At 70.9% G+C, this 14,928-nt stretch carries 12 protein-coding genes; 9 read left to right on the forward strand and 3 right to left on the reverse strand.

Features of this window, described 5'->3' with window-relative positions; genetic code table 11:
* Window positions 1-73: 73 nt before the first annotated feature.
* The 3 genes from ACZ470_RS21340 to rhaI form a co-directional block, all read right to left on the reverse strand.
* Window positions 74-1,522, reverse strand: a complete 1,449-nt coding sequence (locus tag ACZ470_RS21340; RefSeq protein ID WP_468429318.1) for a rhamnulokinase — start codon at window positions 1,520-1,522, stop codon at window positions 74-76.
* Window positions 1,519-3,558 (reverse strand): bifunctional aldolase/short-chain dehydrogenase, encoded by a 2,040-nt coding sequence (locus ACZ470_RS21345; protein WP_468429320.1) that lies wholly within the window; start codon window positions 3,556-3,558, stop codon window positions 1,519-1,521. Before ACZ470_RS21345 ends, ACZ470_RS21340 begins: the two co-directional genes overlap by 4 nt.
* 141 nt (window positions 3,559-3,699) lie before the next feature.
* A complete protein-coding gene (gene rhaI / locus ACZ470_RS21350) occupies window positions 3,700-4,860 on the reverse strand; it encodes an L-rhamnose isomerase (protein WP_468429322.1) in 1,161 nt (386 codons plus the stop codon).
* Between the two features lie 263 nt (window positions 4,861-5,123).
* Between rhaI and ACZ470_RS21355 the strand changes: the two genes are divergently transcribed.
* From ACZ470_RS21355 to ACZ470_RS21395, 9 genes are all read left to right on the forward strand, one after another.
* Window positions 5,124-6,641 carry a sugar ABC transporter ATP-binding protein gene (locus ACZ470_RS21355; protein WP_468429323.1) on the forward strand — a complete coding sequence of 506 codons (1,518 nt, stop codon included), beginning with the start codon at window positions 5,124-5,126 and terminating at the stop codon, window positions 6,639-6,641.
* Window positions 6,638-7,678, forward strand: a complete 1,041-nt coding sequence (locus tag ACZ470_RS21360) for an ABC transporter permease (protein ID WP_468429325.1) — start codon at window positions 6,638-6,640, stop codon at window positions 7,676-7,678. Before ACZ470_RS21355 ends, ACZ470_RS21360 begins: the two co-directional genes overlap by 4 nt.
* Window positions 7,671-8,642 (forward strand): ABC transporter permease, encoded by a 972-nt coding sequence (locus tag ACZ470_RS21365; protein WP_468429327.1) that lies wholly within the window; start codon window positions 7,671-7,673, stop codon window positions 8,640-8,642. Before ACZ470_RS21360 ends, ACZ470_RS21365 begins: the two co-directional genes overlap by 8 nt.
* A gap of 100 nt (window positions 8,643-8,742) precedes the next feature.
* Complete coding sequence (gene rhaS, locus ACZ470_RS21370; protein WP_468429329.1) at window positions 8,743-9,825, forward strand: rhamnose ABC transporter substrate-binding protein; 1,083 nt, start codon at window positions 8,743-8,745, stop codon at window positions 9,823-9,825.
* Window positions 9,826-9,854: 29 nt separating this feature from the next.
* On the forward strand, window positions 9,855-10,175 hold the full coding sequence (locus ACZ470_RS21375; protein ID WP_344557127.1) for an L-rhamnose mutarotase: 321 nt from the start codon (window positions 9,855-9,857) through the stop codon (window positions 10,173-10,175).
* 14 nt (window positions 10,176-10,189) lie between these two features.
* The gene (locus tag ACZ470_RS21380) at window positions 10,190-11,614 is read left to right on the forward strand and encodes a BNR repeat-containing protein (RefSeq protein ID WP_468429331.1); all 1,425 of its coding nucleotides are present in this window, start codon (window positions 10,190-10,192) and stop codon (window positions 11,612-11,614) included.
* Between the two features lie 83 nt (window positions 11,615-11,697).
* Window positions 11,698-12,723 (forward strand): LacI family DNA-binding transcriptional regulator, encoded by a 1,026-nt coding sequence (locus ACZ470_RS21385; protein ID WP_468429333.1) that lies wholly within the window; start codon window positions 11,698-11,700, stop codon window positions 12,721-12,723.
* Between the two features lie 101 nt (window positions 12,724-12,824).
* Entirely contained in the window at window positions 12,825-14,126 is a 1,302-nt protein-coding gene (locus tag ACZ470_RS21390) for an alpha/beta fold hydrolase (RefSeq protein ID WP_468429335.1), read from the forward strand.
* 56 nt (window positions 14,127-14,182) lie between these two features.
* Window positions 14,183-14,926 carry a PIG-L deacetylase family protein gene (locus tag ACZ470_RS21395; protein WP_468429337.1) on the forward strand — a complete coding sequence of 248 codons (744 nt, stop codon included), beginning with the start codon at window positions 14,183-14,185 and terminating at the stop codon, window positions 14,924-14,926.
* The last annotated feature ends 2 nt before the right edge of the window (window positions 14,927-14,928 follow it).

The raw sequence follows: 14,928 nt of genomic DNA on the forward strand, positions 1-14,928 counted from the left end.
GCGGCTCCTCGTGGAATCGATCATCGGGTGAATGCAGGGTAGTGGGGGAGCGGGGCCCCGGGGGAGACCCCCGTCAGCCCCGGGCGAGCCGGACCTGCGCCGCCTGCCACCGCTGCGTACCGCCACGCGGCGCGTACCGCGTCAGCAGCTGGGTGCGGGTGAGCAGCCGCCGCATCCCGGCCAGGTCGCCGACCAGCCCGTGCGCGCGGGCCTGCACCAGCACGTTGCCCAGCGCCGCCGCCTCCGTCGGCCCGGACACCACCGGCAGCCCGCAGGCGTCGGCGGTCAGCTGGCACAGCAGGGCGTTGCGGGTGCCGCCGCCCACGATGTGCACGACGTCGGCGGACCGCCCGGCGAGCCGCTGCGCGTCCTCGACCGCTTTACGGTGGGCGAGCGCCAGCGAGTCGAGGATGCAGCGCGTGATCTCGGCGGGGGAGACCGGCACGGGCTGCCCCGAGGCCCGGCAGGCCTCGGCGATCCGCTCCGGCATCCGCCCCGGCGCGAGGAACGCCGCATCCCCGGCGTCCACCACCGACCGCAGCGCCGGCACCTTGGCCGCGTCGAGGAGCAGCGCGCCCAGATCCGGCTCGCCCCAGGCCCGTACGCACTCCTGGAGCAGCCACAGGCCCATGATGTTGCGCAGATACCGGACGGTGCCGTCCAGGCCCAGCTCATTGGTGAAGTTGGCCGCCCGGCTCTCCTCCGTCAGCACCGGCGCGTCCAGCTCCAGCCCGGCCAGCGACCAGGTGCCGGTGCAGATGTACGCGAACCGCTCACCGTCCGCCGGCACCGCGGCCACCGCGGACGCGGTGTCGTGCGAGCCGACCGCCGTCACCGGCACCGGACCGGTCAGCCCGGTCTCCTCCAGCACCTCGGGCCGCAGCACCCCGGCCGGGTCGCCCGGCCCGCGCAGCGGCGCGAACAGACCCAGGTCGATGCCCAGCCGGTCCGCGACGCCGTGCGCCCAGTCCCGGGTGCGCGGGTCGATCAGCTGGGTGGTCGAGGCGTTGGTCAGCTCCGTGCCCTGCTCGCCCGTCAGCCAGTACGTCAGCAGGTCCGGGATCAGCAACAGCCGCCGGGCCTGCGACAGTTGGGCCGAGTCGCGGGCCGCCGTCAACTGGTACAGCGTGTTGAACGGCGCGTACTGGAGACCGGTCGCCGCGTACAGCTCCTGGGCGGGCACGGTGGCCCACACCTTCTCCGCGACCCCGTCGGTACGGCTGTCGCGGTAGTGCACCGGGTTCCCGAGCAGCGCCCCGTCCGCGTCCAGCAGCCCGTAGTCCACGGCCCAGCTGTCGATGCCGACGGAATCCACCGTGCCGGCCGCCCGCAGCCCGTCCAGCACACCGGCGTACAGCCCGAGGACGTCCCAGCGCAGCCCCTCGGGCACGCGCAGCGGACGGTTCGGGAAACGGTGGACCTCGGACAGCTCCAGGCTGTCGGCGCCGACGCGGCCGACCATGACGCGCCCGCTGGACGCGCCGAGGTCGACCGCGGCGTACGACTTCACGGCGGTGCTCATCGCAGGAACGCGGCGGCGACGCCGGCGTCGACCGGGACGTGCAGTCCGGTGGTGTGGGTGAGGTCGCCGCCGGTCAGCGCGAACACGGCGTTCGCCACATGCTCGGGCAGCACCTCCCGCTTCAGCAGCGTCCGCTGTGCGTAGAACTCGCCCAGCTTCTCCTCCGGCACCCCGTACACGGCCGCGCGCTCGGCGCCCCAGCCGCCCGCGAAGATCCCGGAGCCGCGCACCACACCGTCCGGGTTGACGCCGTTGACCCGGATGCCGTGCTCGCCCAGCTCGGCGGCGAGCAGACGCACCTGATGGGCCTGGTCGGCCTTGGTCGCGGAGTAGGCGATGTTGTTGGGGCCGGCGAACACCGCGTTCTTCGACGCGATGTAGACGATGTCCCCGCCCAGCCCCTGAGCGGTCATCACCCGGGCGGCCTCGCGCGAGACGAGGAAGGAACCGCGGGCCATGATGTCGTGCTGGAGGTCCCAGTCCTTCGCCGTCGTCTCAAGGAGCGGCTTGGAGATCGAGATGCCGGCGTTGTTCACCACCAGGTCGACCCCGCCGAAGGCGAGGACGGCGGCCCGGAAGGCGGCGGCGATCTGCTCCTCGGAGGTGACGTCGACGGTCACGGCGACGGCCTTGTCGGAGCCACCGAGCTCCTCGGCGACCCGCTCCGCGTTCTCCCCGTTCACATCGGCCACGACGACGCACGCGCCCTCGCCCACCAGCCGCTGGGCGATCGCCTTTCCGATCCCGCTGCCCGCGCCCGTCACCAGCGCCACCCGGGTGGCGAGCGGCTTGGGCTGCGGCATCCGCCGGAGCTTGGCCTCCTCCAGCGCCCAGTACTCGATGCGGAACTTCTCCGACTCCTCGATCGGCGCGTACGTGGAGACGGCCTCGGCCCCGCGCATCACGTTGATCGCGTTGAGGTAGAACTCGCCGGCCACCCGTGCGGTCTGCTTGTCCTTGCCGAAGCTGAACATGCCCACGCCCGGCACCAGCACGATCGCCGGGTCCGCGCCGCGCATCGCGGGGGAGTCGTCCTCGGCGTGCCGCGCGTAGTAGGCGGCGTACTCCTCGCGGTAGGCCGCGTGCAGCTCCTTCAGCCGGGCCACCGCCTCGTCGAGCGGTGCGGACGGCGGCAGGTCGAGGACGAGCGGCCGTACCTTGGTGCGCAGGAAGTGGTCCGGGCAGGAGGTGCCCAGCGCGGCCAGCCGCGGGTGCTCGGCGCGGGCCAGGAAGTCCAGTACGGCGTCGGAGTCGTCGAAGTGCCCGACCTGCGCCCGGTCCTGCGAGGCGACGGCCCGCACATACGGTGCCAGGGCGGCCGCCCGCACCCGCCGCTCCTCCTCCGGCAGCGCCTCGTACCCCTCGATCACCGGCCCGAAGGGCTCCGGCCGGCCACGCTCGGCGAGGAACGCCTCGGCGGTGCGGATGATGTGCAGCGAGTTCCGCTCGCACTCCTCGGAGGTGTCGCCCCACGCCGTGATCCCGTGACCCCCGAGCACGCACCCGATGGCCTGTGGGTTGGCCTCCTTCACGGCGGCGATGTCCAGCCCGAGCTGGAACCCGGGCCGCCGCCAGGGCACCCACACCACGGTGTCGCCGAAGCACTCCGCGGTCAGTTTCTCCCCGTCGGCCGCGCAGGCGAGCGCGATCCCGGAGTCCGGGTGCAGATGGTCCACGTGCGCGGCGTCGACGAGCCCGTGCATCGCGGTGTCGATCGAGGGCGCGGCACCCCCCTTGCCGTGCAGACAGTAGTCGAACGCCCCGACCATCTCGTCCTCGCGCTCGACCCCCGGATACACGTCGACGAGCGCCCGCAGCCGATCCAGCCGCAACACGGCCAGCCCCGCCTCGGTCAACGTCCCGAGATCACCCCCGGACCCCTTGACCCACATCAGCTCGACATCACCCCCGGTGACGGGGTCGGTCTCGGTGCCTTTGGCGGAGGCGTTGCCTCCCGCGTAGTTGGTGTTACGGGGATCGGCACCGAGCCGGTGCGACCGAGCAAGCAGGGCGGCGGCTTCGGGATGGGTTGCCATGAACGTCCAGTCCTTACGTGAAAGAGGGTGAGTGCACATACCTGGGGGGCGCGGGGCTGTATTGATGTGCGGCTCCGCCGCGTGGGCGCGATCAACCACGACCGACCCGCGGCCCGCGACAAACAGAAACCCGGCAGACGCTCACGCCCCCCAACCCGCCTGCTCCCCACCAACCCGCTCAGCGACGATCCTCTCCGCCCACCCGGACCGCCCATACGCGACAAGCGGCTCGGGGTCCAACCCCATCTCCCCCCGCACCTCGCGAAGCAACGGACGCACGTCCGTGTTGTACGCATCCATCAGCACGGCGTTGGCCCCCAGCACATCCCCCGAGGCCTGAGCCTCACCCAACGCCGCCCGGTCGACCAGCAGCGCCTTGGCCGTCGCCTCCTGAACGTTCATGACGGAACGAATGATCGCCGGGATCTTCGCCTCGATGTTGTGGCACTGGTCGAGCATGAACGCCACCTCGGGCGTGAACCCGCCCCCGCGCACCACCTCGTACATGATCCGGAACAACTGGAAGGGGTCGGCCGCGCCGACCATCAGATCGTCGTCCGCGTAGAACCGCGAGTTGAAGTCGAACCCGCCGAGCTTGCCCTCCCGCAGCAGCGTCGCCACGATGAACTCGATGTTGGTGCCCGGCGCGTGGTGCCCGGTGTCGACCACGACCTGCGCCTTCTCGCCGAGCTTCAGGCAGTGCGCGTAGGCGGTGCCCCAGTCCGGCACGTCCGTGGTGTAGAACGCCGGCTCGAAGAGCTTGTACTCCAGCAGCATCCGCTGCCCCTCACCGAGCCGCTCGTACACCTCGGCCAGCCCTTCGGCGAGCCGGTCCTGACGGGAGCGCACATCGTCCTGCCCGGGATAGTTCGTCCCGTCGGCGAACCACAGCTTCAGGTCCTTGGAGCCGGTCGCGTCCATGATGTCGACGCACTCCAGCAGATGGTCGACGGCCTTCCTGCGCACCGCCGCGTCCGGGTGGCAGATGCTGCCCAGCCGGTAGTCGTCGTCCTGGAAGGTGTTGGAGTTGATCGCGCCGAGCCGCACGCCGCGGTCCTCCGCGTGCTTGGCGAGCGCGGCGTAGTCGTCGACCTTGTCCCACGGGATGTGCAGCGCCACGGTCGGCGCGACACCCGTGAACTCGTGGACCTTCGCCGCGTCGTCCAGCTTCTCCTGAGGGGTGCGGGGAACGCCCTGCTGCGCGAACACCTTGAACCGGGTCCCCGAGTTCCCGTACGCCCAGGACGGCGTCTCCACGGCCTGTGTCTTGAGAGCGGCTTTCACCGCGGCGAGCTCGGTCACGTCAGGGCTCCTGTGACATCGGGTCGTAACGACCACTGAGTGAAACGATTCAGAACGGGAAGCTATGAGGCTCCCGAAGGGGTGTCAACCCCTCCGGCCAAGACTGTTCTCCGTGACCAGGCCGAGACCCGAAGCTCTCGAAAGTTTTTCGACCGGGACCCATTGACGTGACATGCGTGGCGCGCCTAACGTCCCGGCAACCCAGTTGAAACCTTTCACGACGCCGTGAGGGCCGTCCCACCCGGCGTCGTCGAGGAGCCCTCATGACCCACCCGTCCGACACGGGTCCGGCCCCGGTGCTCGCACTGAAGGGCGTCTCCAAGTCCTTCGGCGCGGTCCGCGCCCTGCGGGACGTCTCCCTGGAGCTGTTCCCCGGGGAGGTGCACGCCCTCGCCGGCGAGAACGGAGCCGGCAAGTCGACCCTCATCAAGACGCTCGCCGGAGTGCACCGGCCGGACGCCGGCCAGGTGCTGCTGGACGGGGCGTCCGTCGTCTTCCCCGGCCCCGGCGACGCCCGCGACGCCGGCATCGCCGTGATCTACCAGGAGCCCACGCTCTTCCCCGACCTGTCGATCGCCGAGAACATCTTCATGGGCCGGCAGCCCCGGCGGGCGCTCGGCCGGATCGACCACCGGGCCACCCACGACGCGACCGCCGCCCTGATGCGGCGGCTCGGCGTCGAACTCGACCCGGACCGCCCGGCCCGCGGACTGTCCATCGCCGACCAGCAGATCGTCGAGATCGCCAAGGCGCTCTCGTTCGACGCCCGCGTACTGATCATGGACGAGCCGACCGCCGCCCTCACCGGCAGCGAGGTCGCCCGCCTCTTCGGCGTCGTGCGCACCCTGCGCGAACAGGGCGCCGCGGTGCTGTTCATCTCCCACCGCCTGGAGGAGATCTTCGAGATCTGCCAACGGGTCACCACATTGCGCGACGGCGCCTGGATCTCCAGTGAGCCGCTGGACGGCATGACCGAGGACGACCTGGTGCGCCGCATGGTCGGCCGTGACCTGGAGGAGCTCTACCCCAAGCAGGAGGTGAAGCCGGGCGAGGTCGCCCTGAGCGTGCGCCGGCTGACCCGCGAGGGCGTCTTCACCGACGTCTCCTTCGACGTGCGGCGCGGCGAGATCGTCGGCCTGGCCGGACTCGTCGGCGCCGGCCGCACCGAGGTCGCCCGCGCCGTGTTCGGCGTCGATCGCTGGGACGCCGGCGAGGTCGAGGTCGACGGGCGGAAGCTGACCAACGGCGCCCCGTCCACCGCCATGGCCGCGGGCCTCGCCCTGGTCCCCGAGGACCGGCGCGCCCAGGGCCTGGTGATGGACATGTCCATCGAGCGCAACATCGGCCTCACCGGACTCCGTACGACCGTGAGGGCCGGTCTGATGGACCGCGGCGCCGAGCGCAGCCGCTCCCTCGACTGGGCGGTGAAGCTCCAGGTCAAGTACGCCCGGATCGCGGACACGGTGAACACGCTCTCCGGCGGCAACCAGCAGAAGGTCGTCCTCGCCAAGTGGCTCGCCACCGGCCCGAAGGTCCTGATCGTCGACGAGCCCACGCGCGGTATCGACGTCGGCACGAAGGCCGAGGTGCACCGGCTGCTGTCCCAGCTCGCCGCCGACGGTGTCGCCGTCCTGATGATCTCGTCCGACCTGCCCGAGATCCTCGGCATGGCCGACCGCGTGCTGGTGATGCACGAGGGCCGGATCACCGCCGAGATCCCCCGCACCGACGCCACCGAGGAAACCGTGATGGCCGCAGCCACGGGGAGGACAGCCGCATGACGGTGCTCAGCCCCAACCCCGCCCCCGTAGCCGATGTGCCGAAGGCCGGCGCGACCCGGCTGGTCGACCGCGTCTTCAAGATGCGCGAACTCGCCATCCTGGTCGTCTTCCTGGTGATGATCGCCGTCACCCAGGCCGGCAACAGCGAGTTCCTGTCCGAACAGGGCATCAAGGACCTGCTGCTGAACGCGACCATCCTGGTCCTGGTCGCCACCGGCCAGTCCCTGGTCGTCATCACCCGCAACGTCGACCTGTCCGTCGGCTCCACCCTGGGCATCAGCGCCTTCGCCGCCGGCACCTACCTCCAGGGCGGCGGGAACCCGGTCGTCGCCATCGCGCTCGCCGTGCTGCTCGGCATCGGTTTCGGACTGCTCAACGGCCTGCTCGTCAGCCTCGGCCAGGTGCCCGCCCTCGTGGTCACCCTCGGCACGCTCTACATCATCCGCGGCATCGACTCCATCTGGGTCGGCTCCCGCCAGATCACCGCCGCCGATCTCCCCGCCGGATTCGTCGACTTCGGCTCCGGCGGCATCTCGGCGGTGCCCTACCTGGCGCTCATCGCCCTCGCGGTGCTCGTGGCGACCGCGTACTACCTCAAGCACTTCGGCAGCGGACGTGAGCTGTACGCCCTCGGCTCCAACCCGGAGGCCGCCCGGCTCGCCGGCATCCCCGTGCGCAAGCGGATCCTCGTCGCGTACACCTTCTGCGGCGCCCTCGCCGGACTCGCGGGCGCGCTGTACCTGGCCCGGTTCGGCAACGTCGACTCCGGCACCGGGAACGGCTACGAACTCACCGTGGTCAGCGCGGTGGTGGTCGGCGGCGTGGTCTTCACCGGCGGCTCCGGCAGCGTCTACGGCGCGGCAGTCGGCGCGCTGCTGCTGACCTCCATCAACAGCGTGCTGCCCGCCCTCGGGGTCAGCTCCGTGTGGGTGCTCGCCATCAACGGCATCCTGCTCATCCTCGCCATCGCGGTCGACCGGATCGTCGCGCTGCGCGTGGCCTCCGCCCTGAAGAAGAGGAACGCCCGCCATGCCTGAGTCACTGACGCGCGCGGTCCGCTGGGACACGGTCGTCGGCGCCCTGCTCGTCGTGGTCCTGCTGCTGTCGTTCACCACCGTCGACGGCTTCGGCAACGCGCTCAACCTGTCGTTCCTCATCGGCAACACCCTGCCGATCGCGTTGATCTCCCTGCCCATGACCCTGCTGGTCGTCTCCGGCGAGATCGACCTGTCGGTGGCCTCCACCGCCGGACTGTCCGGCGCGGTGATGGGCGCCCTGTGGAACCAGGGCATGGCCATCGAGACGATCATCCCGATCTGCCTGCTCATCGGTGTGGTCTGCGGCCTGATCAACGGCCTGCTGGTGACCCGCCTCGGACTGCCCTCCCTAGCCGTCACCATCGGCACGCTGGCCGCCTACCGGGGCATCGCGCAGATCGTGCTCGGCTCCGACGCGGTCACCGACTTCCCCACGCAGTACCTGGACTTCGCCGCCGGACGCATCGGCGACACGTTCATTCCGTACGCCTTCCTGCCGTTCCTGGTGCTGCTCGCGATCGCCGTCGTCGCCCTGCACGCCACCCCGTTCGGGCGGTCGCTGTTCGCGATCGGGGCCAGCGAGGAGGCCGCGCGGTTCGCCGGGATCCGGGTCAAGCGGCAGAAGCTCATTCTGTTCACCCTGACGGGGCTGATGGCTTCCCTCACGGGTGTCTTCTGGGCGTTGCACTACGCCAGTGCGCGCTTTGACAACGCGACGGGGCTCGAACTGTCGGTCGTGGCAGCCGTGCTGCTCGGCGGGATCGACTTCGACGGTGGCAAGGGGACGCTCGGTGGCGCGATCGCCGGGGTGTTCCTGCTCGGTGCGTTGCAGAACGTGATGAGCCTTCAGGACGTGTCCGCGCAGTCCCAGATCGTCGTCACCGGTGTGCTGCTGGTGCTGTCCGTGCTCGGGCCGCGCGTTGCGCGGCAGATCGCCCTGGCCAGGGCGCGAAGGCTGACATAGACGGTCGTTCGATGGCTGCGGGCCCGTTGTGGCTGGTCGCGCAGTTCCCCGCGCCCCTTCGGGGCGCTTCTCCTCACCCTCGTCAATAAGGAACCCAACCATGCGCAAGGCATCCCTCCGTCGTACCTGTGCGGCGCTCGCCGCCGTCACCTCGCTCGCCCTGGCCGCCACCGCCTGCGGTGGCACCACCAAGGAGGACGTGAAGAACGAGGGCGGCGCCGCGGCCTCGGGCGGCAAGGCCGACCCCAACGCGGCCACCAAGAAGGGCCTCACCGTCGGCTTCCTGCCCAAGCAGGTCAACAACCCCTACTTCACCACCGCCGACAAGGGCGGTGAGAAGGCCGTCAAGGAGCTCGGCTCCACCTACAAGGAGGTCGGCCCCTCCAGCGCCACCGACACCGCCGGCCAGGTCTCCTACGTCAACACCCTCACCCAGCAGCAGGTCGATGCCATGGCCGTCTCCGCGCAGGACCCCGGCGCCCTGTGCACCGCGCTCAAGCAGGCCATGAAGAACGGCATCAAGGTCGTCACCTACGACTCCGACACCACAGCCGACTGCCGCAACGCCTTCGTCTCACAGGCGTCCGCCGAGGACCTGGGCCGCACCGAGGTGCAGCTGCTCGCCGAACAGATCGGTTACAAGGGCGAGATCGCGATCCTGTCCGCCGCGCAGACCGCGACCAACCAGAACACCTGGATCGAGTTCATGAAGGACGAGCTCAAGGATCCCAAGTACAAGGACATGAAGCTGGTCAAGGTCGCCTACGGCAACGACGACGCCCAGCAGTCCTTCCAGCAGACCCAGGGCCTGCTCCAGGAGTACCCGAACCTGAAGGGGATCATCTCCCCGACCACCGTCGGCATCAAGGCCGCCGCCCAGTACCTGTCCGGCTCCAAGTACAAGGGCAAGGTCAAGCTGACCGGCCTCGGCACCCCCAACGACATGCGCAAGTACGTCAAGAACGGCACCGTCGAGGCGTTCGAGCTCTGGGACCCGGCCAAGCTCGGCGAACTTGCCGCCCGCACCGCCGTCGCCCTGTCCTCCGGCCAGATCACCGGCAAGGAGGGCGAGACCTTCGAGGCCGGCGCGATGGGCGAGTACACCATCGGCAAGGACGGCGTGATCAACCTGGGCAAGCCCACCGTCTTCAACGCCGACAACATCGACAAGTTCGACTTCTGATCCCGACCGACCCGCGAGGAGCGGTATTCATGCAACGCGTCTGTTTCCTGCTCAAGGTCCGTCAGGACCGGATCGCCGAGTACCGCGAACGCCACGCCGCCGTGTGGCCCGAGATGCGCGAGGCGCTCTCGGCCACCGGCTGGCACAACTACTCCCTCTTCCTGCGCGACGACGGCCTGCTCGTCGGCTACCTGGAGACCGAGGACTTCGAGGCGGCGAAGGCCGGCATGGAGGCCACCGAGGTCAACGCCCGCTGGCAGGCGGAGATGTCCCCCTTCTTCGAGTCCCTCGACGGCTCCCGGCCGGACGAGGCGATGAAACCGCTGACCGAGGTCTTCCACCTCGCCTGACGACGGAGCCCGCGATGAGACGACGCACTCTCCTGGCCGGAGCACTCCTCGGCGCCACGGCGGCCCCCGCCCTCGCCGCCGGCGCCGCACGGGCCGCCGCCCCCGGGCCGTCCCTCACCCGCACCGGCAGCACCACGCTCGACAGCCGGGCGATCTACTTCGTGTCCTACGACGGCCTGGTCAACAACAACGCGTTCCAGAAGAACGGTCTGCTCACCCACAAGGGCCACCAGTACGCGGCCTGGTACACCGCCGACCGCAACGCCGTCGTGGGCCGCCGCGCCCTCGGCGCGAGCACCTGGCAGACGGTGCGGGTCGGCCACACCCTGCGTTACAACGACTCCCACAACGTCATCTCCATGGGCGTCTCGAGGACCGACGGCCGCCTTCACCTCAACATGGACTCCCACAGCGACGGCTTCACCTACGTGAAGTCCGTCGCCGGGCTCCTGGACAATCCCACCGGGCTGAGCTGGACCGCGAGCCGCTTCGGCGCCCCGCAAGCCACGCTCGACGGGCTCGCCCTCACTTCGCAGTTCACCTACCCTCAGTTCGTCGCCACCCCCGAGGGCCGGCTCCAGCTCAGCTACCGGGCGGGCGTCTCCGGCAACGGCCGCAACGCCCTCGCCGAGTACGACGGCACCCGGTGGACCGCGCTGGGGGAGTGGAGCGCCTCCACCGGCACCTACACCAGCGAGCACGGCTCCTCCACCGCCCGCAACATGTACCTGCACGGCATCGACTACGACCGGCGGGGCCGCCTCCACTCCTTCTTCACCTGGCGCGAGCAGAACGCCGCCGTGATGTGCGACGGCGGCGGCATCACCAACCACGACACCGGCTACGTCTACTCCGACGACCGGGGCCGCACCTGGCGCAACGACGCCGGCACCGTCGTCGGCCGAACCGGGTCCTCCGACCCGGTCTCCGTCACCGACAGCGGACTGGTGGTCGACCCGCTGAACCCGGACCACTCCCTGATGAACCAGGAGAGCCAGTTCACCGACTCGGCCGGCCGGCCGCACGCGATCATCTCCTACGTCCCCGGCCGCTTCGGCCAGTGCACCACGGACTACGTCGCCGACCGCACCGCGAACGGGCGCGCCTTCCACGTCCGCCGGACCGCCTCCGGCGGCTGGCGGAAGACCGAGATCCCCGTCCCGCTGAACTCCAGCCAGCGCACCAAGCTGGTCCTGGACAAGTACGACAACGCCTACGCGGTGTTCCCCTACGGCCGTATCGCCGGGGCCTCCGCGGCCTCCGGGCACACCGACTGGCGGCCGCTGTACGACGGCGGTGGACTGAACGCCTTCGGCGAGGTGGTGATCGACGAGACCCGCGTCGCCCAGGACGGGATCCTGTCGGTCATGTACCAGGAGAAGTCGACCGGTACGACACCCTCACCGCTCCACGTCGTCGACTTCCGACTGCCCGCCTGACCGTGACCGATCCGTGGGGGCCGTCGCCGGGTAATGTGATGGCCCGCCGCGCCGCCCCCCGTCTCCCTGGAGGTCCCTGCCCGATGGCCCAGTCGGTGGGTATCAAGGACGTCGCCCGCGTCGCCGGAGTTTCCGTCGGCACGGTCTCCAACGTGATCAACCGCCCGGACACGGTCGCCGCCGAGACCCGGGCGCGGGTGCTGTCCGCCATAGACCGGCTCGGCTACGTCCGCAGTGAGTCCGCCCGTCAGCTGCGCGCCGGCCGCAGCCGCATCATGGGCCTGCTCGTCCTCGACATGGGCAACCCGTTCTTCGTCGACGTCGCGCGCGGCGCCGAACGCGCCGCACGCGAGGCGGGGCTCGGCGTGATGGTCTGCAACAGCGCCCAGAACCCGGGCGAGGAGGCCGAGTACCTCTCCCTCTTCGCCGAGCAGCGGGTACGCGGCGTGCTGCTCACCCCGGCGGACGCCACGGGCCGCAACATCGAGGCGTTCCGCCGGCACGGCATCCCCTTCGTGCTGGTCGACCGGGTCGCCGAGGGCACCACCGAGTGCTCGGTCTCCGTGGACGACGTGGCGGGCGGCGCCCTGGCCGTGCGGCACCTCGTCGACGCCGGGCACCGCTCCGTCGCGTACGTCAGCGGCCCGCCCGGACTGAACCAGGTCCGGGACCGCCGCACCGGCGCCCTGAACGCCCTCGCCGAGGCCGGACTGGGACCCGACAGCCTGCGCGAGCTGCCCACCGAACGCCTCGACGTCGCCGCCGGACGCGACGCGGGCGCCCGCCTCCTCGGCCTCTCCGACCGCCCGACCGCCGTGTTCTGCGCCAACGACCTCCTCGCCCTCGGGGTGCTCCAGGCGATGTACGCGGCCGGCGTCGGCGTCCCCGACGACCTCGCGATCGTCGGCTACGACGACATCGAGTTCGCCGCCGCGGCGGCCGTGCCGCTCACCTCGGTGCGGCAGCCCGCCGTCACCATGGGCGCCCTGGCGGCGGAGCTGCTGCTGGAGGAGACCGAGGGCGAGGGCGCGGCGAAGCCGCACGAACACCGCCGGGTCGTCCTCCGCCCGGAACTGGTGGTCCGGCGCTCCAGCCTGGCGGCCCGCTGACGGCGGTCGCGCGAGAATTTCATGATCCCGGGCTCGTTGGCCGGACGAACATATGTTGAACTGGGTCACGGTCCGACAATCCGTTCGTCCCAGGAGTCCCGTTGACCGTCACCTACCGCCAGCCCGGAGTGCTCCTCACCGACCGCCGGTTCACCGTGCCCCTCGATCACGACGACCCCGCGGGGGAGACGATCGAGCTGTACGCGCGCGAGGTCGTCGCGAGTGACAAGGCGGGCCAGGACCTGCCCTGGCTGCTCTACCTCCAGGGCGGCCCCGGCTTCGGGGCGAACCGTTTCGTCAGGAAGGAGGCCTGGCTCGGCCGGGCCCTGGAGGACTACCGGGTCCTCCTCCTCGACCAGCGCGGCACCGGGCACTCCACCCCCGCCAACCGGCAGACGCTCCCGCTCCGCGGCGGCCCCGTCGAACAGGCCGACCACCTCACCCGCTTCCGCGCCGACTCGATCGTCCGGGACTGCGAGGCCATCCGACCCGAGGTGACCGGCGGCGCCCCCTGGACGGTGCTCGGCCAGAGCTTCGGCGGCTTCTGCACCGTCGCCTACCTGTCCACCGCCCCCGAGGGCCTGGAGACAGCGGTGATCACCGGCGGCCTGCCCTCCCTCGACGCCCACGCCGACGACGTCTACCGGGCCGCCTACCCGCGCGTCGAACGCAAGGTCGCCGCGCACTACGCCCGCTACCCGCAGGACGTCGAACGCGCCCGCCGCATCGCCGACCACCTCCTCACCCACGAGGTCGTCCTCCCGAACGGCTACCGCTTCACCGTCGAGGCGTTCCAGTCCCTCGGCATCATGCTCGGCAGCGGCGACGGCAGCCATCGTCTGCACCACCTCCTGGAGGACGCCTTCGTCCGCACGCCGGGCGGCCCCGAGCTCTCCGACGCCTTCCAGGAACAGGCACAGGGCCTGCTGTCGTACGCCGGCCACCCGCTGTACGCGCTCGTCCACGAGGCGATCTACGGCCAGGACGACCGGCCCACCGCCTGGTCCGCCGAACGCGTACGGGTCGAGTTCCCGCAGTTCGACGCGGCCAAGACGCTCGCCGGCGACGATCCGTTGCTCTTCACCGGAGAAACGGTTCACCCCTGGATGTTCGACTGCGACCCCGCGCTGCGGCCCCTGCGCGAGACCGCCGAACTGCTCGCAGCACGCACCGACTGGACGCCCCTCTACGACCCGGCACGCCTCGCCGTCAACGAGGTCCCGGTGGTGGCGGCCGTCTACCACGACGACATGTACGTCCACACGGCCCACTCCCTGGAGACCGCACGCGCGATCCGCGGCCTGCGCACCTGGGTCACCGACGAGTTCGAGCACGACGGCCTGCGGGCGGGCGGCGCCCGCGTGCTGGACCGGCTGCTCGCCCTGGCCCGGGACGAGGTGTGAGCCCGGTCCGGGCGCGAGCCCGGTGCGATGTCGGTGCGGCGGGTTAGTCTGCGGGCATGACCGAGCCGACGATCAGTCAACTCCAGCCCATGCCCGACGACTGGCAGCGCGCACTGGCCGTGGTCGCCCACCCGGACGACCTCGAGTACGGCTGCTCGGCGGCCATCGCGTCCTGGACCGACGCCGGCCGGGAGATCGTCTACGTCCTCGCGACCCGCGGCGAGGCGGGCATCGACACCCTGGAGCCGGCGAAGTGCGCGCCGCTCCGGGAGCGGGAGCAACGGGCGAGCGCGGCCGTGGTCGGTGTGTCGGAGGTCGAGTTCCTCGACCACGCGGACGGCGTCATCGAGTACGGCCCCGCGCTGCGCCGGGACATCGCCGCCGCCGTCCGCCGGCACCGCCCCGAGCTGGTGATCACCCTGAACTACCGCGACACCTGGGGCGGCAGGTTCTGGAACACCCCGGACCACGTGGCCGTCGGACGCGCCGTCCTGGACGCCGCCGGTGACGCCGGCAACCGGTGGATCTTCCCGGAGCTGACCGAGCGGGGGCTCGAGCCGTGGGACGGCGTCCGCTGGGTGGCGGTCGCCGGTTCCGACACGCCCACGCACGCCGTGGAGGCGACCGACGGGCTGGAGCGGGCGGTCGCCTCCCTGCTCGAACACCGCACCTACATCGAGGCGTTGACCGACGAGGACCCCGAATCGTATGCGCGCGGTCTGCTGACCGAGTTCGCGCAGGAGACGGGGAAGCGGTTCGGGAACCGCCCCGCGGTCGGCTTCGAGCTGTTCTCCCGGTGACC

The sequence above is a fragment of the Streptomyces sp. NPDC031111 genome (genome assembly GCF_055570675.1).